General features: G+C 55.0%; 17 protein-coding genes and 1 tRNA gene. 7 read left to right on the plus strand and 11 right to left on the minus strand.

What is annotated here, in order from left to right:
• Positions 1 to 72 precede the first annotated feature (72 nt).
• The 5 genes from NQ559_RS08350 to NQ559_RS08370 all read right to left on the minus strand — a co-directional run bounded on the left by NQ559_RS08350 (position 73) and on the right by NQ559_RS08370 (position 4,493).
• Positions 73 to 1,137 carry a bifunctional 3-deoxy-7-phosphoheptulonate synthase/chorismate mutase type II gene (locus NQ559_RS08350; RefSeq protein WP_018696192.1) on the minus strand — a complete coding sequence of 355 codons (1,065 nt, stop codon included), beginning with the start codon at positions 1,135 to 1,137 and terminating at the stop codon, positions 73 to 75.
• 37 nt (positions 1,138 to 1,174) lie between these two features.
• Positions 1,175 to 2,020: a prephenate dehydratase gene (locus tag NQ559_RS08355; protein ID WP_018696191.1), complete on the minus strand. Its 846-nt coding sequence runs from the start codon at positions 2,018 to 2,020 to the stop codon at positions 1,175 to 1,177.
• 216 nt (positions 2,021 to 2,236) lie between these two features.
• Entirely contained in the window at positions 2,237 to 3,013 is a 777-nt protein-coding gene (locus tag NQ559_RS08360) for a lipopolysaccharide kinase InaA family protein (RefSeq protein ID WP_026318420.1), read from the minus strand.
• A 388-nt stretch (positions 3,014 to 3,401) separates the two neighbouring features.
• Positions 3,402 to 4,199 carry a hypothetical protein gene (locus NQ559_RS08365; protein WP_018696189.1) on the minus strand — a complete coding sequence of 266 codons (798 nt, stop codon included), beginning with the start codon at positions 4,197 to 4,199 and terminating at the stop codon, positions 3,402 to 3,404.
• Positions 4,200 to 4,421: 222 nt separating this feature from the next.
• Positions 4,422 to 4,493: transfer RNA gene (locus NQ559_RS08370), tRNA-Thr, on the minus strand.
• A gap of 113 nt (positions 4,494 to 4,606) precedes the next feature.
• Between NQ559_RS08370 and NQ559_RS08375 the strand changes: the two genes are divergently transcribed.
• The 3 genes from NQ559_RS08375 to NQ559_RS08385 all read left to right on the plus strand — a co-directional run bounded on the left by NQ559_RS08375 (position 4,607) and on the right by NQ559_RS08385 (position 7,401).
• Positions 4,607 to 5,560, plus strand: a complete 954-nt coding sequence (locus NQ559_RS08375; protein WP_026318419.1) for an L-threonine 3-dehydrogenase, SDR-type — start codon at positions 4,607 to 4,609, stop codon at positions 5,558 to 5,560.
• Between the two features lie 361 nt (positions 5,561 to 5,921).
• A complete protein-coding gene (locus NQ559_RS08380; RefSeq protein ID WP_018696187.1) occupies positions 5,922 to 6,881 on the plus strand; it encodes an alpha/beta hydrolase in 960 nt (319 codons plus the stop codon).
• 73 nt (positions 6,882 to 6,954) lie between these two features.
• Positions 6,955 to 7,401, plus strand: coding sequence for a hypothetical protein (locus NQ559_RS08385; RefSeq protein WP_018696186.1), 447 nt, complete (start codon positions 6,955 to 6,957; stop codon positions 7,399 to 7,401).
• Positions 7,402 to 7,527: 126 nt separating this feature from the next.
• On the opposite strand, the gene NQ559_RS08390 is transcribed toward NQ559_RS08385, so the two are convergent.
• The 5 genes from NQ559_RS08390 to NQ559_RS08410 form a co-directional block, all read right to left on the minus strand.
• Positions 7,528 to 8,529: a GRP family sugar transporter gene (locus NQ559_RS08390; RefSeq protein ID WP_018696185.1), complete on the minus strand. Its 1,002-nt coding sequence runs from the start codon at positions 8,527 to 8,529 to the stop codon at positions 7,528 to 7,530.
• A 26-nt stretch (positions 8,530 to 8,555) separates the two neighbouring features.
• Positions 8,556 to 10,088: an ADP-ribosylglycohydrolase family protein gene (locus NQ559_RS08395; RefSeq protein WP_018696184.1), complete on the minus strand. Its 1,533-nt coding sequence runs from the start codon at positions 10,086 to 10,088 to the stop codon at positions 8,556 to 8,558.
• Positions 10,089 to 10,107: 19 nt separating this feature from the next.
• On the minus strand, positions 10,108 to 11,025 hold the full coding sequence (gene rbsK / locus NQ559_RS08400; protein ID WP_018696183.1) for a ribokinase: 918 nt from the start codon (positions 11,023 to 11,025) through the stop codon (positions 10,108 to 10,110).
• Positions 11,026 to 11,094: 69 nt separating this feature from the next.
• Complete coding sequence (locus NQ559_RS08405; RefSeq protein ID WP_018696182.1) at positions 11,095 to 12,630, minus strand: RagB/SusD family nutrient uptake outer membrane protein; 1,536 nt, start codon at positions 12,628 to 12,630, stop codon at positions 11,095 to 11,097.
• 27 nt (positions 12,631 to 12,657) lie between these two features.
• Entirely contained in the window at positions 12,658 to 15,645 is a 2,988-nt protein-coding gene (locus tag NQ559_RS08410; protein ID WP_230322155.1) for a SusC/RagA family TonB-linked outer membrane protein, read from the minus strand.
• A 587-nt stretch (positions 15,646 to 16,232) separates the two neighbouring features.
• Here NQ559_RS08410 and NQ559_RS08415 point away from each other — a divergent pair.
• Both NQ559_RS08415 and NQ559_RS08420 read left to right on the plus strand, forming a co-directional pair.
• The gene (locus NQ559_RS08415) at positions 16,233 to 17,771 is read left to right on the plus strand and encodes a hypothetical protein (RefSeq protein ID WP_018696179.1); all 1,539 of its coding nucleotides are present in this window, start codon (positions 16,233 to 16,235) and stop codon (positions 17,769 to 17,771) included.
• Positions 17,772 to 18,276: 505 nt separating this feature from the next.
• Positions 18,277 to 19,506 carry a site-specific integrase gene (locus NQ559_RS08420; RefSeq protein WP_026318418.1) on the plus strand — a complete coding sequence of 410 codons (1,230 nt, stop codon included), beginning with the start codon at positions 18,277 to 18,279 and terminating at the stop codon, positions 19,504 to 19,506.
• Positions 19,507 to 19,802: 296 nt separating this feature from the next.
• Here the strand turns inward: NQ559_RS08420 and NQ559_RS08425 are convergent, their stop codons facing one another.
• A complete protein-coding gene (locus NQ559_RS08425; RefSeq protein WP_014774946.1) occupies positions 19,803 to 20,300 on the minus strand; it encodes a DUF3408 domain-containing protein in 498 nt (165 codons plus the stop codon).
• Positions 20,301 to 20,755: 455 nt separating this feature from the next.
• Between NQ559_RS08425 and NQ559_RS08430 the strand changes: the two genes are divergently transcribed.
• The gene (locus tag NQ559_RS08430) at positions 20,756 to 21,166 is read left to right on the plus strand and encodes a plasmid mobilization protein (protein WP_026318417.1); all 411 of its coding nucleotides are present in this window, start codon (positions 20,756 to 20,758) and stop codon (positions 21,164 to 21,166) included.
• A 100-nt stretch (positions 21,167 to 21,266) separates the two neighbouring features.
• Positions 21,267 to 22,469 carry a site-specific integrase gene (locus NQ559_RS08435; protein WP_026318416.1) on the plus strand — a complete coding sequence of 401 codons (1,203 nt, stop codon included), beginning with the start codon at positions 21,267 to 21,269 and terminating at the stop codon, positions 22,467 to 22,469.
• Positions 22,470 to 22,644 lie beyond the last annotated feature (175 nt).

The following is a 22,644-nucleotide window of genomic DNA, read 5'->3' on the forward strand; positions in this document are numbered from 1 at the left end:
GGCTCAAAAGTACGTAACAAACCGCTTTTTGCACCTCCCGTGCCGCATATTTAACCGAAATGTAACAGACTCTCACTCACCCAGCACGGCCATCTGCTGCCGGATCGACTCCTCGTGGATGGCCTGCAGGACGGAGCGCATGAATTCCCGGTCCATCCCCATCCGGATGGCCTGATCCGCCCGCCGGGCCAGCAGTTCCTCGTAGCGCTGCGCCTGCAACACGGGCATGTTGTGCTCCTTCTTGTACTGCCCGATATCGCGCGAGACGCGCATGCGCCGCGAGAGCAGTTCGAGCAGTTCGTCGTCCAGCTTGTCGATCTGCGACCGCAGTTCGGTCAGGCTTTCGGTCGTGGCGTTGGTTTCGCGGATCACGAGGTTGCGGCAGATGTAGGCCAGTCCCTGTGGCGTCACCTGCTGCGCCTTGTCGCTCCATGCGCAGTCGGGCGAGCAGTGGGCCTCGATGATCAGCCCGTCGAGCCCCAGGTCCATGGCCTGCTGCGAGAGGGGGGCGATCAGCTCGCGGCGCCCGCCGATATGGCTCGGGTCGCAGAATATCTGCAGCCCCGGGAGGCGGCGGTGCAGCTCGATGGGGATCGACCACATCGGGTGGTTGCGGTAGAGGCTTTTGTCGATCGACGTGAACCCGCGGTGGATGACACCCAGGCGGCGGATGCCGGCGTTGTAGATGCGTTCCACGCCGCCGATCCACAATTCGAGGTCGGGACTCACGGGGTTTTTCACCAGCACCGGGATATCGTGCCCGCGCAGCGCATCGGCGATCTCCTGCATGGCGAACGGGTTCGCCGTCGTGCGGGCCCCGATCCAGATCATGTCGATGCCGCCTTCTATCGCTGCCAGGACATGCTTGCGCGTAGCGACCTCCGTGGCGGTATACATCCCCGTTTCGCGTTTTACGCGTTGCAGCCAGGCTATGCCTTCGACGCCTACGCCCTCGAACCCGCCCGGTTTGGTGCGCGGTTTCCACAGTCCGGCGCGGAATAGCTTGAAGCCCTCCGCGGCCAGTTCGCGGGCTGTTTCGATTACCTGCTCTTCGGTTTCGGCGCTGCACGGCCCCGCGATGACCAGCGGCCGACGGGGGTCGAGCCCCGGGAGATTGATGGGTTGTAAGTCGTTCATGGTTTTTATGTTTTTCGTTTTTATCGTTTGTTCCTTGTCAGATTACCGGGTTGGGGCATTCGGCGTATTCGCCCAGGATGCGGAAGTCGCTCGTCAGCGGCCGCGCCGCTTCGATGGCCTGCCGGTAACGCACCGCGTCGTCGAAGGTGACGTCCACGTAGAAGCGGTATTCCCACTCGCGGCCGATGATCGGCAGCGACTGTATTTTCGAGAGGTTGATTTCGTAAAAGGAGAGCAGGGTGAGCACCTTGGAAAGGCTTCCCTGGGTGTGGGGCAGCGAGAAGACCAGCGATGCCTTGTTCGTGCGCGCCGGGTCGGTGAACCCTGCGGCGCAGCTGCGGTCGGCCAGCAGGAGGAAGCGCGTGAAGTTGTGTTTGTTGGTCTCGATGCCCCGTTCCAGGATTTCGAGCCCGTAGAGCTCCGCCGCCCCGGCGCCGCAGATGGCGGCCGTGCCGCGGAGCCGTTGTTCGGCGATTTCGCGGGCGCTGCCCGCCGTGTCGTCGCGTTCGACGACTTTCATCGCCGGATGGGCTTTCAGGTAATCGCCGCACTGCATCAGGGCGATCGGGTGCGAGTGCACCTCGCCGATGTCGCAGGGCGCCTCCCCCGGCAGTGCTGCCAGTACGTGCGAGATGCGGAGTTTGTATTCGCCGATGACGGCGAGCGAACTGCGCCGCAGCAGCTCGTGGTTGGGAAGCAGGCTGCCTGCGATGGTGTTTTCGATGGCCGCGATGCCCAGCAGCGTCGGGTCGGCGGCCATGCGGGCGAACTGCTGGTCGAAGCTGTCGCAGGGCAGGATTTCGACCTGCTCGCCGGGGAAACTGCACCTGGCGGCGGTTTCGTGGAAACATCCGGGTTGTCCTTGTATGGTGATGCGTTTCATAATCGAATTTTAGGCATTAAAAAATCCCGCTCTTTGCAGAACGGGATCCTTCGTGTTTTCACTCTATTGTATCATACAGCTAATTGCATACAACCCCGCTCTTCCTCTTGCTATAAAAGAAAAAGTAAAAAAAGTAATATGCAAAACCGTAAAGTCTCATCTCTCGTGGGGATTAACAGCGGCAAATGTAGTAAAATATTTGCGGAATCCAAATTTTCAGCCCTGTTTTTTGCCTGCGGCGGCCGATTTCCGTTTCCGGAACCGCTTTTTGAACTGCTGGCGGCGGCCGAAGAGCAGACGGAAGAAAACCCCCCGCAGCAGCGTGTCGTTGATGTCCCACCCGCGTATGTCGGCGTAGCGATCCAATATGTACAGGAACGGGACGGCCGGGCAGCTCAGCCGCCGCAGGTTGATCATGCATTCGTCGGGGCGCAGCGGCCGGGCGTGGAATCTCATGCGGTTGATGTCGATCAGCTGGAAACGGTAGCTGCCTGTCGCACCGTCGTATTCCCAGAGGATGTTGGTCTGGTTGAAATCCTCGTGGCAGATCCCTTGCTCATGGAGGCGGACGGTGAAGCGGGCGAAGGCTTCGAGTACGGGCAGCGTGTCCGGCGCCGGGAACTGTTTCATGGTCTGCGGGAGCGGGGTGAGCTCCGACCGGCGGGAAACGAAATAGGCGTCGGCGATCAGGCCGCCCTTGCGGTATTCGCTCCATGCCACCGGTTCCGGGGTGTCGAAGCCCATCCCGCGCAGGCGCAGGGCGTGCTCGTAGGCGCGGCAGGCCTTGTTCTTGCGGAAGAACGAATACATGAACCTGTTGAACACATTGGGGCGCTTATAGCGTTTGACGACAAGGCGTTCGCCCCCGATGTCGAAAGCCCGGATCTGGTTGCGCCCGTCGTGGAGCACCTCGCCCGAGACGTGGAAAACCTCCGGGAGCCGTTCGATAAAGGGTTGCACGTGCCGTATTGCGGGATTGACCGTTATTTTCATGATGGCGTCCGTTTACCAGGCAAAGTTACGGCAAACACTGTTCCCGTATAGTCCAGTTTGGGAATAATATTGGTGAAATAGATGGAAAAAGGCGTGCCGGTCGTCGGTTTTGCCGGTCGTAGCCGGTATCGTACCGGGTAATATCGGATTCCTTACTTAATTATTCAAGAGGTGGGGCAGAATTGCGGCGGTCGTGACTGAGATCTGTTTTACCCCGGTCATTTGTTTTTCGGTTTTTACACGTTATTGCTATCGGAAGGTGCGTGGCGCCGCTGTTCGAATGATGGTTGCATTTTAGTTGTAAATCGGCGGCATGGTCTGGCACTTCACCTTGTCGCCGAAAAAGAAAAAATCCTTGTAACCCATGTTACAAGGATTTTACTATTTATCAGAATGAATTGACTGCGCTAACTATTGCATCGACAATATCTTCGTATAAGATTTTTGAAAGCTCTTTATGTTTCTTGTGGTTCTTTGCAACTCCATCATTCCATGACCCCATTCCTCCGAAAACAAAGGAAGAAAAAGCCGCGAATAATAATTGGAGCGCGTCGATTGAATAGTTATTCTTTGGTAGTATATCTTGCAAATATGAATCCTTATATGGGTTCTTTTCATCTAATAGCCGTCTTGCGCTTTCAAATAACTTACCCCAATATTCCAAATTTTCTTCAAGAGCGAAACTTTCAATTCGAGTCAAAGAATCCTTAAGTCGGGTTTTAATTTCTAATAAGTCATATTGTTTGTCGATCGTCGGACGATCCTTAGATATGCACTTGTATTTTACCTGCCATATTTTATTGTCGGGTGCATTTTGATTTATACTACTCCATTCGGCATTCCAAAAGTCTGAATGATCTTCGAAAACAGTTTCTATTAACCAAATCCCTCCACCTCCGACAAAACCTGCCGTCATATAATCGTCCGGCCTTTGCGACTTGAAGTGCAGCCTGAGTTTCAAGCATCCTTTTTCGTTAAGATATTTAAACCATCCGGTTGGACTATCAGCTACCAGCATCTCGACTTTCTTGGAAAACAGGCCTTTTTTCTTTTGATATATAAAGTCGACAGATTTACAATATTGGAAAATACAATTCGAATCGAAATCGTATAGCAAGTTACCCACTTGCAAATAATCGTTGCCGTATCCGATAATGGCAATTACCTGTGCAATAATGTCATTCATGCTCTTGAATGGTTATTCTGTCAAATATACTATTTTATCCATGGATATCCAAAAGTTACCCCCCCCCTGCGCAAATTTATGTAACTATTTGTATTAAGTGGTATTATTCGGCTAATGCCTCCAAAAGTCCAAGCGCCTAATCAGTATGTTCTGCCTGTTATTTCTTCACCGATCGGCACGAAAAAAGCGGCTGCCTTGTTTTGGCAACCGCTTGATTTTCAGAGCTGTTGACGAGGATTGAACTCGTGACCTCTTCCTTACCAAGGAAGTGCTCTACCACTGAGCTACAACAGCAACATTTCCCGTTCGAGTGGTGCAAAAGTACATAAGAAAAATGAAAAGACCAAAAAATTGTGAAAAATTCACAATTATTTTCTACCTTTACTTTTGAATTATAACCCATGCTCATGAAACGTATACTAATAGTAGGTGCCGGAGGCCAGATTGGTTCCGAGCTGACAGTCTATCTGCGCAAAATTTACGGTGACCACAATGTCGTGGCGACAGACATGCGCGAATGCAAGGCCCTCGGCGAGGCCGGCCCTTTCGAAGTGCTCAATGCGCTCGATGCGACGGCAATGGCTTCGGTCGTGGCGCGTTACCATATTGATACGATCTTCAACCTGGTCGCTTTGCTCTCGGCTGTGGGCGAACGTAACCCGCAGATGGCCTGGAACGTCAATATGGGGGCGCTCAACAACTCGCTCGAGGTGGCGCGCCAGCACCATTGCTCCCTCTTCACGCCCAGCTCGATCGGCGCCTTCGGCCCCTCGTCCCCCAAGGACAAGACCCCGCAGGATACGATCATGCAGCCGACGACCATCTACGGTATCTGCAAGGTCACGGGCGAGATGCTGGGCAACTACTACCACCATAAATACGGCGTGGACACCCGTTCGGTACGCTTCCCGGGCATTATCTCCAACGTCACGCTGCCGGGCGGCGGTACGACCGACTACGCCGTCGAGATCTACTACGAGGCGATCCGGTCGGGCCGGTTCACCTGCCCTGTGCCGTCGGACGTCTATATGGACATGATCTACATGCCCGATGCGCTGCGTGCCTGCGTCGAACTGATGGAGGCCGACCCCGCGAAGCTCGTGCACCGCAACAGCTTCAATATCGCGTCGATGAGTTTCACCCCGGAGATCATCTGTGCCGAGATCCGGAAACGGCTGCCCGATTTTAAGATGGACTACGACGTCGACCCCGTGAAGAAGGAGATCGCCGAGAGCTGGCCCAATTCGCTTGACGACACCTGCGCCCGTGAGGAGTGGGGCTGGAAACCCGAGTGGGATCTCTCGCGCATGACGGACGACATGCTGGCGCATATCCGGGCGAAGCTGGCTGTTGCGAAGTAACGTTCGGGGACGATGGCGTTGTCATAACTCGTGTCGCCGGGAGCCCGGCCAGCCGGGACGGCACGCCGTTGGCGTCCTGTCCGCAGGCTGTGCCGAAGTTGCGGGATCCGCGAACGCCGGTGCTGCCTCGTACGGACGTCGCAATGCTCACGCATCTTGGCACGGTATTGCGGGAGGAGTGACCGCGCTCCCGGAACCGGCTGCCGGATGGTTTTCCCGTGCCGGCGAGGGTGTGGGGCGGCTGGCCGGTACGGCTCGTAACGGGGGATTCCGGGCGATGCGGAGACCGGACTGGCGGTATCCTGTGCCGGGGACTATTGGGGTGTTCCTGCCGGGGAACACCGCAGTATAACTTTTTATTATGAAGAAGAAGCGGATCAGGCGAATCATAGCCGTTTTTATCCTGTTGCCGATAGCTGCGGTTATCGGCGGCAGTTTCTATATGCTCGCGTTCTCGCTGCGGCCCGATGCCAAGATGCGGGAAAAGAATGCCACGGCCTATGAATACATGTATGCCGAATACCCTTTCCTGCGCCCGTGGGTGGACAGTTTACAGACGGCCGGGGCGTTGCGCGACACCGTGATCGCCGACCCCCGGGGCGTCCGGCTGCATGCCCTCTATGCGGCGGCTCCCGTGCCGACCGACCGCACGGCGGTTATCGTCCACGGTTATACGGACTGCGCCGTGCGGATGTTGATGATCGGCTATCTCTATAACCATGACCTGGGGTATAACATCCTGCTGCCGGATCTGCATTACCACGGGCAGAGCGAAGGGCGGGCAATCCGCATGGGGTGGCTCGACCGCTTCGATCTGCTGCACTGGATGGAGGTTGCCGACGGGATTTTCGGCGGCGATACGCGGATGGCCGTGCATGGCATCTCGATGGGAGCTGCCACGACGATGATGGCCTCGGGCGAGCCCCAACGGCCCTACGTCAGGTGCTTTGTCGAAGATTGCGGCTATACGGGCGTCTGGGACGAGTTCTCCAAGGAACTGAAGTCGTCGTTCGGGCTGCCGGCATTCCCGCTGCTGTATGCGGCCAGTTGGCTGTGCGACCTGAAATACGGGTGGAATTTCCGCGAGGCCTCTTCGCTGGCGCAGGTCGCAAAATGCCGCCTGCCGATGCTCTTCATCCACGGCGATGCCGACGATTATGTCCCCACCTGGATGGTTCGCCCGCTTTTCGAGGCGAAACCGGGCGACAAGGAGCTGTGGCTCGTGCCGGGTGCCGGACATGCCGCTTCGTACCGCGACAACCGGGAGGAATACACGCGCCGCGTCGGGGAGTTCGTCGGAAAATATATCGGGCCCGCTTGAAAAGGGCCCGGGGCGGCTTCCGGGCGCTTCCGTCGGCTCGGAGTATGCCCCTCCTGATAATATGAAATATACTATGGAAAACGATAATCAACAGCAAGTCAAGTCCTTCTACCGGATTCTGGAGGAGGGCATCGCAAAACTCCCGGCCGATGTGCGCGGGGCGCTTTACCGGCCGTGTGCCGTCGATTGTGTCAAGGATGTCGTCCTGACGGAACTACGCAGGCAATTCGAAGAATGCGGCTGCGACCTCGACCGGCAGTATACGAAATACGGACGTTCGGAGTATTTTTTTGCGGACGTCATCGAGCCGGGGCGGGTCTACGAGGTCGGGTATCCCCGGTGCCTCTGCCCGCAGGTCGATGCCGGGTTCGTGGACTCTGCGGCCCATTGCGAATGCTCCCGCCAAAGCATCCTCTATGTCCTGGAGGAGCTGCTGCCCGGCAGGGACATCCGCGTGGAAGAGCTCGAGACCGTGTTGTCGGGCGGCGAGAAATGCCGTTTCCGGGTCATTGTCGGGTAGCTCATTACGGCGCCTGGCTACTCCCGGCCGCGTCCGGTGTGCGGGCGTGGGGTGCCGATGGCTGCCGGCCAAAATAAAAATCCCGAAGCCGATGCTTCGGGATTTTTCAATAGGGTATTCAGCCGTCTAAGCGCCCGCATAGATCAGCATTCCGAGCCCGGTGAGGAACAGCAGGAACATTCCCAGGTTGAGCCTGCGGGAGATTTTGGGAGCCCCCTTGAATTCTTTCCAGATCAGTATTCCCCAGAGTGCCGATACGAGTGTAGCACCCTGTCCCAGGCCGTAGGAGATCGCCGCCCCGGCCTTGCCCGAAGCGATCATGCTGAACGATTCTCCCAGGCACCAGATCATACCGCCCAACACGCCGACCATGTGGGTTTTGAGGCCGCCTTTGAAATAGTCGGCGATCCGCACGGGTTCTCCGTCCACCGGACGTTTCATCGCGACGGTGTTGAACAGGAAATTGCTGACGAAAACCCCGACGGCGAAGATGAATACGGCTGTATAGGGTGTCATTTTGCCGGCTGCGGGGGCGGCAAAATCGTTCAGATCCATGGAAGCGGCCACGAAACGGTAGAAGAATGCCATGATGATGCCGGCCGCAACCGAAATGAGAATGCCCTTTGTCGTGAGCCTGCGTTTTTCGGTCTGGGCTTTCTTGTAGGCGAATCCGTTCATGACGATCGCTGCGGCAATGAGCAGTACCCCGATGAAAATGAAGGTCGGGTCGCCTTTGGCTGCGCTGAAATAATTTATCAGCACGCCCAGTACCAACGCGAGCCCCACACCCACGGGAAAAGCTACCGACATGCCGCAGAGGGCGATGGCGGCCGAAAGCAGGATGTTCGAAGCGTTGAATATCACGCCGCCCATGAATGCCGAGAAGAGGCTGCCTGCGTCTGCCTGTGCCAGGTCTGCGAGGAAACCGCGCCCTTCGGCGCCGAAACTGCCCAGCGTGAAGGCCGACAGCAAGGAGAAGAGCAGCACACCGACCACGTAGTCCCAATAGAAGAGTTCATAGCGCCACGTGCGGGCCGCCAGTTTCTGGGTGTTGCCCCAGGAGCCCCAGCACAGCATGGTGATGAAGCAAAAAGCGATTGCCAGGGGATAACTTTGAACGATAAACATAATGCGTCGAATTTACGGGGTTCGGATTAATTCCCGGCAGCTTGCGGAGTGCTGCCGTATACCAACAGGTCGCGGATTTGCAGCGATGCATCCTTGCGCGGGTTATGCCATTCGGCCGTGATGCGGTGGGGGCCGGACGGGAGCCGGTAACGCCAGAACAGTTCATGGCGGCGGGTGCGGTAAAGCGCCGGGAGCTTGACCCGTTCGACCGGTTGTCCGTCGATCGAGAAGGTTACTTCGGCGACGTACGATTCGTCGGGGCAGCGCAGGGCGCCCGTCAATACCGCTCCGATGCCGTCGAATTCGATTCCGCCGGCTTCGGGAAGCGATTTGTGTATCGAACGGCGTTCGGTCGGATAATGCCCTTCGAACGACTGTTCGAAACGGACGGGTACGGGTTGCTGGCATGCGATGGTCACGTCGGTTTCACCTACGGAACCGCCGTTGCGGCGGATCACTTCCAAAGCCTGACAGAAACTCATTTCGTAGGTGCGGTTGAGCGAGATGTCGGTATAGGCAAAGTCCATATCTTCCACTTCACGCAGGTTGCGCATCCATTTTTCCGGGATGTTGCCGTACCCGAGCATTGCGCCCAGGATACCGCCGGCCGATGCCGGGTTGCAATCCGAATCCTGTCCGCAGCGGGTGGCGATATCGAGTGTCTTCGAGAAGTCGCCCTCGCCGTAAAGCAGGCCGATAAGGATGTAGGCGCTGTTGATCACGGCGTCGATGTTGAACGGCACGAATACGCCGTCCGGGCAGCCGATATCCGAGCTCCATTTCTTTTCGCATTCGAACCAGGTGCGTTTCCAGTCGCCGGGATACTGCTTGTGCCAGGCGATGACGTCTTTCATGCACCGGTAATAGCGGCTCTGTTCGGGGATGGTTTTCAAGGCTTCCTCGACGATGAATCCGATGTCGTCCGAGACGAACGAAAGCGAATACATCGCTGCCACGTAAACTCCGCCGTACCAGCCGTCGCCGTAGTTCATGATGTGTCCCACGCGGTCGCAGAACTCCGAGGCCGCGTTGGGCATGCCCGGGGACATGAGCCCCGCAAAATCGGCTTCGATCTGGAAGTCGAGGTCGTCGGCATGGGGGTTGTTGATCCAGTGCCCCGATTCGGGCGGGCGGATGCCGTTGAGGATGTTGTAGCGTGCGGCCTGGTTGGCGTGCCACAGTACGTAGCCGGCATTGGCGAAGGCTGCGGCGAGCGAATCCACCGGGGCGTCGATGCCCAGGCGGTCGAAAACTTCGACGAACGTCAGATCCATGTATACGTCGTCGTAAAGTCCCGGGGTGTTTTCATACCACCATTTGATGTAGTGTTCCGGCCACGGGATCGGGGTGTATTCCTGGATCATCGTGCCGTTGAATTTGAATTCCGTCGGGCCGCCGTAGGTGCATCCGATAGTCTGGCCGGCCCAGCCGCCCTTGATTTTGTCGAGCAGCCGTTCTTTGGTGAGGGTGACCTGTTCCGGGAGCTCGCGGGGCGCCGGGCGGGCATTGCACGAGACGATGGTCGCGGCCGTGCAGAGTAACAAAAAGGTTTTTTTCATGGTCGGGTCTGTTTTAGCGTTATAGGTTGAATACGTCGACTTCGGTACGGTAAGGTACGGAATTTTGCGCACCCGGGCGTGTCACCGATATGGCCGAGGCTTTACAGGCGAAACGCACGGCTTCGGGAAGTGTCCGCCCCTCGGAAAGGGCTACGACCAGCGCCCCGTTGAACACATCGCCCGCGGCGGTCGTGTCGACAGCCTGTATCTTATATGCCGGGACGACTTCGCAGTGTTCCCCGTCGAAGACCAGGGCCCCTTTGGCTCCGAGCGTGATGATGACGTTGCACACGCCCATCGACGCGATTTTACGGGCGGCTTCTTCGGCCGTGTGTTCATCGGTGATGCGGATTCCGGAAATGGCTTCGGCTTCGGTTTCATTTGGGGTGATCGCGTAGAGCGTTTCGAGCAGTCCGGCGGAGAGCTTCGAGGCCGGGGCCGGGTTCAGGACGACCTTCTTGCCCAGCCGGTATGCCATGGCGGCTGCGGCTTCCACGGTTTGCATCGGGATTTCGAGTTGCAACAGGATGATATCGGCCGCTTCGACCGCCTCGGCCGACCGTTTGAGGTCGTTCGGGGTGAGATGTGCGTTGGCTCCGGGTGCGACGACGATGCAGTTCTCAGCGTCGGTATCTACGGTAATCAGGGCCACGCCCGACGGGTTTTTCGTGTCGGAAAATACATACGAAGTGTCGATCCCTTCTTCATTGAACAACTGGTTGGCCTGGTGTCCGAAGATGTCGCTGCCTGTTTTGCAGATGAAGGAGACCCTTCCGCCCAGACGCGCCACTGTGACGGCCTGGTTGGCGCCTTTGCCGCCCGGGTTCATGAAGAAGGTGCCCCCGATGACCGTCTCGCCGGGAAGGGGTAAGTGTCCGGTGCAGATGACCATATCGGTGTTCGAACTGCCGATTACGAGAATTTTTGATTCTGACATGGTGTTTTTTCTGTGTGGCTGTTTATCCCGCCCTGCCGGTTCCTACAAACCGGCAGGGCGGGGTGGTGTTCAATCGGTATATCCGTCGTTTTGTTTGAGGTTCGTGTTGGTCTTGCGGATGTTGGCCGGAATAGGGTAAAGTTTCGTGTATGCCGGGCTGACGGCCGGTTTCAGGTCGCGTGCTTCGCTCCACTTGCCGAACCGGATCATATCCTGGCGACGTAATCCTTCCCATGCAAATTCCCGGCCCCGTTCGTCGTAAATTTCATCGAGTGTCAGATCGGCGGCCTTGTAGTCTTCCAGCCCCGTGCGGCGGCGCACCTCGTTGAAAAGGGGAACGGCCAGATCGGCATGCCCCTGGCGCACGAGCGCCTCGCCCTTCATCATCAGCACGTCGGCATAACGGTAGACCACATAGTCGTTGTCCATGCATTCGCCTTGCAGCCCGTTCGCATATTCGTATTTGGCCGAGCGGACGCCTTCGTTCGATTTTGCCGGGTTCGAGAAGTCGAACAGCGAGGTGATATGCGGCGTGTAGTCGAGCTGCTGCCCGTTTTGCATCAGGAGCGGATTGCCCGACATGTCGTACTGGGGGCCCGCGAGCCATTGCCTGCGCCGGATGTCTTTCGGATCGTACTTGTTATAGAAAGACTCGGTTGCGGCAAAGCCGTTCCAGCAAAAGTCGAGGATGCCGTAGGTCTGTTGCGAGAGGCTGTTGAGCGTCAGCTGGTGGAACCGGAAGACGTGCCACCAGTTTTGCGACGTGTAAACTTTGTCATAGAGGATGACGAATATATTCTCCTTCGACGAGGTGTTGTCCACCTTGAAGTTCGAAAAGTAGTCGGGTTCTATCTCCAGTTGCCCGAAGCCGATCACCTGGTCGCAGGCAGCGATGGTTTCGTCCCATTTGGCCTCGCCGATCCACTCCTGCGCATTGATGTACAGTTTGGCGAGCGTGGTGTAAGCCATCGCCTTGGTTACGCGGCCGTAGTTCGAGGCGGTAGGCACGTCCTGTAACAGGCCGACGTTATCCTTGATCTGCTGTTCGATGAACGAGAAGAGGAACTTGCGATCCACCTGCCTGGGCAGGCTCGTGTCCGAGAAGTCGGTGGTGAAGGGAACATTGCCGAACAGATCCATGGCATTCAGATAGAACCATGCGCGCATGACCAGCACCTCGGCTACCAGGCTGGGTTTGGCCTCGAAATCGACCGACGACTGGTCGAACTCATAGAGTATCTGGTTGCAGAGCGAAATGCCGCCGAAAAGGAACTCCCAGATCGTTTGCAGATCCTGCATCTGCGAATTCCACGTGTGTGCGTGCATGTCGCGCCATACGCCGTCGTCGACCCACTGGTTTCCTTCGCGCAGGGGACTGACCGCCTCGTCCGTCGATACGGAAATCGTGCCCCAGATACAGCGGTAGCAGGTATAGCGTACCAGATAAGCGTAAATACGCCCGGCGCTCATAAGGAATTCTTCTTCGTTGTTGAAGAATTCGTCGGACGGGATCGAGGAGTAGGGATTCTCTTCCAGGTCGGTGCAGGAACTCAGTATTGCACTTAGCAGGAATATCGTGGACAGGATTGATACTATCTTTTTCATAATAGGTTCGTTTGTTGGTCGGATGATTTAGAATGCGATGGCTGCTCCGAGAACGAATGTACGCGTACGGGGGTAGAAATCATACCAGTCGATGCCGGGTTGCAGGCCCGAGATGCTGACTTCGGGGTCGATGCCCTTGTAGCCGGTGATGGTAAAGAGGTTCTGTGCCGTGACATAGCAGCGCAGCTTGGAGATGACCTTCGATTTGAGCTTGAAATCGTAACTCAGCGTGATGTTGTCGAGTTTGAGATAGGAACCGTCCTCCACGAACCGCGACGAATAGTATGCGCCGTCCTTGTAGTTGGCATGGTCGAGTGTCGAGCGCAGAATATTGCGGGTGCCGAAGTAACCGAACCCTTCGTAATAGACACGGCTCTGGTTCAGGACGTCGTTGCCGATGGAACTGCGCAGCAGGAAGCTCAGGCTCCACTGTTTGTAGCTGAAGGTATTCTGCAGCGAAAGCAGCACGTCGGGATATGCGTTGCCGATAACCTGGTAATCCGCTTCGGTAATGCCCTCTACACCGTCGAGGTCTTCGTAGATGGCACCGCCGTTATCGTTGAATCCCATAAATTTCGGGCCCCAGAAGTTGCCCAGCGAGCCGCCTTCGACGATGCGCATGGTATACATTTTCAGGTCGTCGGGGAAGTAGCCGGTCTGGATCTGTACCATTTCGTAATCCTCGTTGGAGAATTTGACCAGGTTATTCTTGTTGTGGCTTATCGTCGCCGCGAGGTTCCAGCTGAAATTCTTGCGTGAAATCGGCGTGGCGTTGACCGTCACTTCGATACCTTTGTTGTCGATCGTGCCGACGTTGGCGAATTTCGAAGGGTAGAGGTTGGGCGGTACGGGTACGGTATAGGTGTAGAGCAGATCCTTGGTGCGGCGGTTGTAGTAGTCGACCGTGACGTTGAGCCGGTTGTCGAGCACGCTCATGTCGAGCCCGACGTTGAACTCTTTTTTCTTCTCCCAGCGCAGGTCGGGGTTGGGATTGCTGCCGGGTTCATAGGTGCTGATCCACTTTTTGTTGTAATAGAAATTCGACGAACCCTTGCGCAGGATCGACAACGAACGGTAGTTGCCGATTTCCTGGTTGCCCGTGATGCCGAAGCCGGCGCGCAGCTTGAGCTCGTTGAGCCATTTGGCGTCCTTCAGCCACGGTTCGCGCGATATGCGCCAGCCGAGGCTCACGGCCGGGAAGGTTCCCCATTTGTGGTTGTCGCCGAAACGCGATGAACCTTCATAGCGCACCGATGCCGAGAAGAGGTATTTTTCCTTGTAATTATACATCACGCGGCCGAAGAAGGCGATGAGCCGGTTGTCTTCCTTGCTGCTGCCCATCGAGGCGAGCCCTTCCTTGAGCGCCCCGCCGCTGCCGATGTTGTGGAACCCGAAGATGTCCGTATCGAACTTGTAGTTCATCTGGTCGTAGCTTTCCGAACTTTCCTCGCTGAACGAGTAACCGGCGATGGCTTGCAGTTTGTGGTCGCCGAACGTGCCCGAATAATCGATCGTCGCTTCGAGCATCTTGTTCTTGTAGTGGTCGTTGTAAGTTTCCGCCGTCCCGTTGTTGCCGATATTTACCGGGTAATAGCGGCCGTAATAGTGCCCATAGCGTTCCGAACGCTCGATGATGGCGCCCATGGCACTGATTTTCAGACCGTCTATGATGCGCAGCGAAGCATTGACGCTGCCCGAGAACTCTTTGCGGATGCCTTCGTCGTCACGTTGTTCGAGCATCGCCACGGGGTTGTGGTAGTCGATTCCCGGCGAGAAGAAGTATTTGCCGTACTGGGGGTTGTTGCCGCTGGTTTCGTAAATGGGTTCGGTCGGGTTGCGCAATACGGCCTGCCGCATGATGAACTTGTCGGCATAGGAGCCTTTTCCGGTGGTGTACGCAAAATTATAATCCACTTTCAGCCGATCCCGGATGAGCGACTGGCTCACGTTCAGACGTCCGCGGAGTTTCTCGTTCCCGGTTTTTTTCACCAGCCCGATGTCGTTGGTGTAGGAGACGCTGGCGCGGTAGTTGAGTTTTGCGGAGCCGCCCGATGAGGATACGTTATAATTTTGGCTTACAGGGTGTTTGCGCGTGACGGCGTCGAACCAGTCCGTCGATCCGCCGAAATCGTACGATGACGCTTTGTCGGGGAAATATTGCCGGATCGTGTTGCGGTATTCGCTTGCCGACATCACGTCGGGTTTTTTGTCCACGCTTTGCATGGCGACATAAGCCGAGAATTCGATACGGTTCTCCCCCGCATGGGCTTTTTTCGTCGTCACCAGAATCACACCGTTCGTACCCCGGGTGCCGTAGATCGCAGCGGCCGAACCGTCTTTCAGCACGTCGATCGAGGCGATGTCGTCAGGGCTGACGTTCGACAGATCGCCGCCCACGACACCGTCGATGACTACCAGCGGCGAAGCGCCGCCGGCCATCGTCGTCATGCCCCGCAACTGGATTTCAAAGTCGCCGTTGGGGTCTCCGCCGTCGGCGCGTACGATATTCAGGCCTGCAACCTGTCCCTGGAGCAGTTGCAGCGGATTGGTGATGTTCCCTTGTTTGAAATCATCGCTCTTGAGGGAGGAGACCGAGCCGGTCAGCTCTTTTTTCGTGGTGGTACCGTACCCGATCACGACTACGTTGTCCATCGTCGTGACTGACTCGGTGAGCTGCACATCGAGCGTTGTTTTCGTTCCTGCCGGAAGTTCCGTGTTCCGGTAGCCGATGAATGAGAATTCGAGGACGGCATTTTCCGCATTTTGCAGACGCAGCGTATAGCTGCCGTCGGCAGTGGTGCTGACACCGTTGGTCGTACCTTTCTCGACGACCGTTACGCCCATCAGCGGCTTGCCCGTGTCGTCGGTTACCCGGCCGGAGATCCGGCGGGTGTCGTTTTGTTGCAAGGTGTCGTAATCTCCGGTACCGGCTGCATGCGTGACGGCCGGCAGCGTACCGAGCAGCGCGGCCAGACAACAGGTGCGCAGCATGTGCTTTCGTAGAATTAGGGTCATAGTTTTACAGGTTTAGTTGGTTAGACTGGTGGTGGGATGGCTTTGCCCCGAGGCATTAGGTTACATGGTTATTCGTATTTTGGGTTAATGTAATGGTTGAATATGTACGTTTGCCGCCTTATTTTGCGGATCGTTTGGCGTATTTGTCCGGCCGTTTGTTATACAAATATAAGTTTAATAGTTCTGATGGGGAGGCGTATTTTTACTTGAATTATGATAAACCCAAATTGATTTATTAAAAATAATATATATTGTAACTCGTGATATAAAATATTGTATATTATAGATATAGATGTATTATTTCGTATATTGGCATATGTTTTATCCGGTTATTTTCAAATGATTTTATCTGAAATGAATGTTTATAGGGATTCGTGGCTGTAATAAATGCTGCGGGGGGCTGCCAGATAGGGTGGAAATGCCGGTCTTGCGTGTATTTAGTGCTGAAACAACCTCTTTGGGATTATCCGGATATCCGCGAAATTGTCCGGGAATATTTCTTTATAACCCGGATCTTTCATAAGGAATTTCCGGGATTTCATCTCCTGCAAATAATTCCTATCTTTGTATAACTAACCCGCAAGGCCATGAACAAAGCTATTTCGCTGCTTGTGCTTATCCATTCGATGACGAAGGCGGAAAAACGCTATTTCAAACTTTACAGCAACCTGCAGGAGGGCGATAAGGTCTATCTGACTCTGTTCGCCCTGATGGAGGAGTGCTCTTCGGTCGAGGAGGTTGCCCGGCGTTTTGGCGTCGATGCCGGGGAAAGCAGTTTCGACATCGCCGTCAAGCACCTGTATAAAGTAGTTGTTGACTGCCTGCTGCATTTACGGAGCCGTTACGATATCCAGGCCCGCATTTCCAACCGCATGGCCGAGGCGGAGATCCTTTTCCGCTGCGGCTTACTGCAGGCGGCGACCGAGGAGCTGAGCCGGGCAAAAAAACTGGCCGGGCAGTATGAGATGACGGCCCTGCTCATGCTGATCCGGCAGACGGAATTGCGTTACCTGAGTGCCGGGGATTTTCAGGGGATGAGTGAAAAGCAGCTGGTCGAAAAACAGATGAAAGTCAACGAGACGTTCAAGCATTTGCGCAGCGCCAACCAGCACATGCAGCTTTACGATATCCTCAAGTATCGGGCGCTTTACCGCAGCAAGGTGCGTTCCGAACAGGAATGCCAGAGTCTGAACGATTTGGTGCTCAGTGAGCTGCACCTGATAGCCAATAATACTTACAACGGGTTTGAGGTGGATAAACTCCACCAGCTGTTCCAGTCGACCTATTTCCTGCAGTCGGGCAATTACAAGGCTGCCATCCGTATCTATCAGCAACTGCTCGAATTGTTTGACCACAATCCGGGCCGGATGCTCAACCCTCCGTTGCACTATCTCGATGCCGTGCTGGGGGTATTGGACAGCCTGCTTTCGGCGGGGCTTTACGATGAGATGCCCTTTTTTATCGCCAAGCTGCACCGGCTTACGGAAAGTGATTACCCCCAGGAGTTCGTCCGCAAGGTGCTGGCTTATATCTATATATACGATTCGTTCCGGCTCATCAACTGCGGGGCTTTCGCCGATGCGCAGGAACTTTATAAGCTGCATGAGGAGACCCTGTTCCGCAAACTATCGCAGCAGAAACTCGATGTCCAACTGTTGTTGCAACTCAATCTGGTCGTGCTGCATCTGGTGTGCGGCCGGGGTGGCGAAGCCCGTAAGGCCATGACCCGGATCCAGGCGACCGGGCTCGTGTTTTATAATTTCCCGGCTTTCCGTATTGCGCGGCTGGTGAATTTGCTCCTGCAGGCCGAATGCGGGCGGTTCGATTTCGCCGAAAACGAAATCAAATCCATACGCCGCAGTACCGCTATCGGAAACAGCTCGGTCGAAAAACTTGTTTTCAGGTTTGTACGCCTCTTTCCGCTGCCCGGGAGCCGGCGGGAGAGGGGCCGCCTGTGGGAACGGCTGTACGGTGCGGTGCAGGCAGTTGCGGCCGATAAATACGAGCGGCCGTTACTCAAATACTTCGATTTTACGGCATGGATCGAGGCGTGCCTGACCGGGGCGGCTTTGTCGGATGTGCTGGGGCGTAATACCCGGCAGCAGGCCGAACGGTTCAGCGTGTAGGCGGCCTTCCGGCCCGGCCGGTGGCCCTGGGCGGAGCCTGGCGCGGCGGCGGGGTATACTGCGGGGTGCCGGCCTTGCCGGTCTGCGGGGGCGGCAGTGCCGATCCGGGGGTGCCGGATGTGCCGAACTGCGAGGTGCTGGGCTATGCCGATCTGCGGGACGCCGGCTGTGCCGGTCTGTCGGGCTGTGCCGATCCGGGGGCACCGGGCTTGCGGGTATAAAAGAAAATCCCGGGCCGCGATGGTTCGGTATTTGTAGGTAACGGAATATGCAGAAAAGAGTAAATGTCTTGTTTATAAGTATTTAATTCTCTTTTCCGCATGTGCCCGAAGCAATAAAATAGCAGAATCGGGCAGGTTCGACGGTGAGTTTTGTTACTTATCCGTTACCTGCCCGAAATGCTTTTGTTTGCATTAAGGCGTTTGTTTTCAGTTTGTTGCATCGGATTTCCGCATAACAAATAACTTGACTTAACGTTTAACCCATCCACAAAGTTCAAGTTATTATGCAACGCAGCACTTTCAAAGTCCTTTTCTATGTAAAAAGGCAGTCGGAAAAACACGGTCAGGTTCCCGTTATGGGCCGTATCACCATCAATGGCACGATGTCGCAGTTCAGCTGCAAACTCTCCGTTCGTTCCAGCCTTTGGGATGCCAAAGCCAACAAAGCCGCAGGCAGAAGTCTTGAAGCCCAGCGTCTCAATGAAAAGTTGGAGAACATCAAGACCAATATCGGCAAGCAGTACCAACGTCTCTGCGACCGTGATTCATACGTTACGGCCGAAAAGGTCCGCAATGCTTTCCTCGGTATGGGTGACGACTGCCGCCTGCTGTTGCAGACCTTCGACGAATACCTTGCAGGCTTCCTCGAACGCGTGGGCAAAGACCGCGCTTATTCCAGTTATGAGGACTACTGCAAACGCCGCCGGCGTCTGGCCTCCTTCCTCGAATACGAGTACCGCGTCAAGGACATTGCGTTCAAAGAGCTGAAGCGGGATTTCATCGAAAAGTTTGTGGTCTACCTCTCCTCGGTACAAGGGATGCGCTCCGGGACGATCCATTCTACGCTCAAGAAATTGAAGCTGATGACCTACACGGCGTATAAGAACGGCTGGATTGCCGCCGATCCTTTCGCAGGTTTCTACGTGAGGCCGGAATACTCAGAACGCCGTTACCTTTCGGCTTCGGAGTTACAAGCCGTGATAGATGTCAGGCTCCCCAATTACCGAACGGGTATCAACCGGGATGCCTTCGTCTTCTGTGCTTTCACGGGCCTGAGCCATGCGGACGTGGTGAAACTCACCCACGCGGACATCCATACGGACGATAACGGGGAGCGCTGGATTATCGACAGGCGTCAGAAAACAGGTACGCAGTTCCGTGTCAAACTTCTTCCCGTTGCCGGAATGCTCTACGAGCGTTATAAGGATATGCACCTCTCAGGCGACCGGGTCTTTCCGCTCAAAGGCACTTATAATACGCTGAACATGTCCTTGCGGCATGTTGCCAGACACGCCGGTCTGTCGTTCAACCCCACGATCCACCTCGCGCGGCATACCTTCGCCACGACGGTTACGCTCACGCAGGGCGTACCTCTGGAAACGGTCAGCAAGATGCTGGGGCATAAGCGGATCACCACGACCCAAATCTATGCTAAGATCACCAATGATAAAATCGGACAGGATATGGCGGCATTAAGCGAGAAACTCAGCAGCGTCTTCAAGGTCGCACGGTAATGGCCTCCTATCTTACAGCTAATTCGATTCCCGATCTTACTTCGTCAATAGCAGGGTAATTTTCGATGTAAGTTTTCCCGCCGGCAGGGAATTTATCGTCAGAGATGGAAATATGCAAGGCCATGCGAATCGCCCGAGGGGCGAGCCTTGCATATTTCCATCCCCGGCGTTTTGCTGGTCGCTACCGTCGGAAAAGGCGACATTCTGCGGCTCCTGACGATCCGGTTCTGATGTTCAGCCGCGATCGGCGGATTTCATCCCGTCCTGTGATCTGCCGTCGAAATTCCTCTGCTTTTTCAAAACGGCCGTCTTTTATTTTTCTTTTCATGGAGATAATTCAGCTCGTCGCTATAAATGTCCATGACAAAGCGCAGCATATTGTCGACCAAAGCCGTAAGCCTTGTGCTTTCATTCCCCAACAGGTGGAGGATTTCCGACACTTTGCGCTTGGTTTGCGCACTGACATAAATCGCCGAGCGGTTACGGCAATCTACCGGAGCGAAGAAGGTGCGTTCGAAATCCGGCAGTATGATCTTTTTCCGTCGGAATCCAGCAGGCTCCTTTACAGTAGTCGTTTGGGTGTCGACATTTGTTTTTTCAGCAGTTGGTGCCGATGTGTTTCCCTCGGGAGCGTCCGTATTTTCCTCTTCCGGCTCGGGAATCCTACGGACGACTTTCGAGTCCAAAGGAGCTTGTCCGGCGATCATCTGACGCATCAACTCCTCATCGACTTCGATACGGGGATGCTTCGGAAGGTTTGTTGCAGGTTTGTCAGTTTCTTTTAATGAATCCATGGTACAATGTTTTTGAGATTGAATATTCGTTATACGGTCATAAAGCTCGTGTGTTTGGTTTTATGTTTTAAACCATTCAAAATACCGTTTTCTGTTTAATACAGTTTATATCGGGATAATGAACGGAATAAGAAAACTTGCCTTTCATGCTGCAAGATACAACCGACAGAAATACCTCGATTCCGATGTCCGCTCACGACCGCTCCAGTCCGTTCGGCGGGCTTTTTTTTCGTACCGGACGGTTGTAATATTGCACCGGGAACAGCCCCAGTCCCGGAAGCCGTAGCGGAGGAGTTTTCAAACTTTCGATAGCAGTTCTCCGGCGCGGCTTTTTCCCATCGCCAGATGGGAGCGAGCTGTACCTTCGTATGCCGAAAATTTTTTCGGCATACGAAAGGTGCCCGCTCTGCGAGGCCGGGCGTTCTCCCAAGTCGAACGCCTTTTTAACCGATATTATGAATACCGACCGAAAACACACACAACAATTTCGAACTCCGAGTTATAAATACTCCTTCCGGCTCAATGAAGAGCAAAACATCCGCTTCAACGAGTTGCTCTGCAAAGCCGGACTTGAGCATAACCGCAGTCGGTTTATCGTCAAACGCATCTTCGCCGAAGAGTTCGTCGTCATCAAACGCGACCCGTCAAAGACGCAGTTTATCGCCCGGCTGAATGATTTTTATTTCCAATTTCAAAAGTTCGGGAACAACTATAACCAGATTGTAAAAGCCATCAACGCACACTTTTCCAACGTTGCTATCCCGCATCAGATCGCTATGCTGGAGCAACGGACCCGCGAGCTGAAAGCTCTGAGTCTTGAGATTCTCAACCTTGCAAAACAGGCTAAGGAGCGATTGCGAATATAAGAGTTGGATTGTCGCCCGACCGGCAGCGTTATCGGATTCCAATATAGAATTGTACGCTTGCTCGTTACCTTGACCCGGCAACTTTAACAACAACAAACGTATGGCAAGCGTAAAAGTAAAATTCCGGGCCTCGTCCGTTGCGGATCGTGAAGGCCGACTGTATTATCAGATCATGCATAACCGTGTAACCCGACAGATCAACAGCGGCCATAAACTGTTACCGTCGGAATGGGCCGCTCTGCGTGCAGGATTGCTCCGGCCGGATTGCAAACCCCGACACGCTTACCTTGTCGCATTGAAAAGCCGGATTGCAGAAGACATCGCCCGCCTGGAGTGCATTATCTCCCGGTTGGAGCATACGGGCGAAAGTTATACGGCCGGGGATGTGGTCGCACGCTATCTTACGCCTTCGGATGCCGGAGGCTTTTTCTCTTTCGCTCGGAGTCTTGTCGGGCAGTTGAGACAGATCGGGAAAATCCGCACGGGCGAACGTTACACGACCGTCTTGAACAGCTTCGGGCGTTTCCGCAGGAATACCGAGGTGTCTTGGGATGAGATGGACTCCGACCTGATGATCGAATACGAGACTTATCTCAAATCGAGAGGTGTATGCCCGAATACCTCCTCCTACTATATGAGGGGACTGCGTGCCATTTATAACCGGGCCGTCGAGAAGAAAATGACCGTGCAGCGCGATCCGTTCAAGTATGTCTACACGGGCATTGGCAAAACGGTCAAGCGGGCTGTACCCTTGAAAGTCATCCGCCAGATCCGGGATCTGGATTTGGCGCTGTTTTCGGCGATGGATTTCGCCCGCGACATTTTCATGTTCTCATTCTATACCCGTGGAATGTCGTTCATCGACATGGCTTACCTGAAGAAGAAAGACCTGCAAAACGGCATACTCTCTTACCGCAGGCAGAAAACGGGACAGCAGTTGTTCGTCAAATGGGAAAAACCCATGCAGGAGATCGTCGATAAATATGATACGAACGCCACTCCTTATCTGCTGCCGGTAATTCGGGACATGCATGCCGACGCTCGCCGGCAGTACAAGAATGCGGCGCATCTGGTCAATGACAAATTGAAAAAATTAGGCGAGCGGTTGGGACTGGACATACCCTTGACCAGCTACGTCGCCCGCCACGGGTGGGCTTCCATCGCCAAGGACAGAAACATTCCGCTCGCGATCATCAGCGAGGCGATGGGACATGATTCGGAGAAGACCACGCGGATCTATCTCGCCTCTTTGGACACATCGGCTGTGGACAAGGCTAACAGCCGAATTCTGAAAGCATTGTAGTCGTACAAAGATTTTTGTTCAGCCGGCTTTCATTCGGAAATCTCTTTCAAGGCTTATTCTTGAAAGAGATATTTTTTCCGACAGATCAATCCACCGGAAAATCTCTCTCCGGAAGGAATAGGTGGTTCGGTAGTGATAATTGAAGAAATAAACGACGGCTAAATCCTCAAAATAG

Origin of the sequence: Alistipes onderdonkii (genome assembly GCF_025145285.1) — a bacterium.
GTDB classification, from domain to species: Bacteria; Bacteroidota; Bacteroidia; order Bacteroidales; family Rikenellaceae; genus Alistipes; species Alistipes onderdonkii.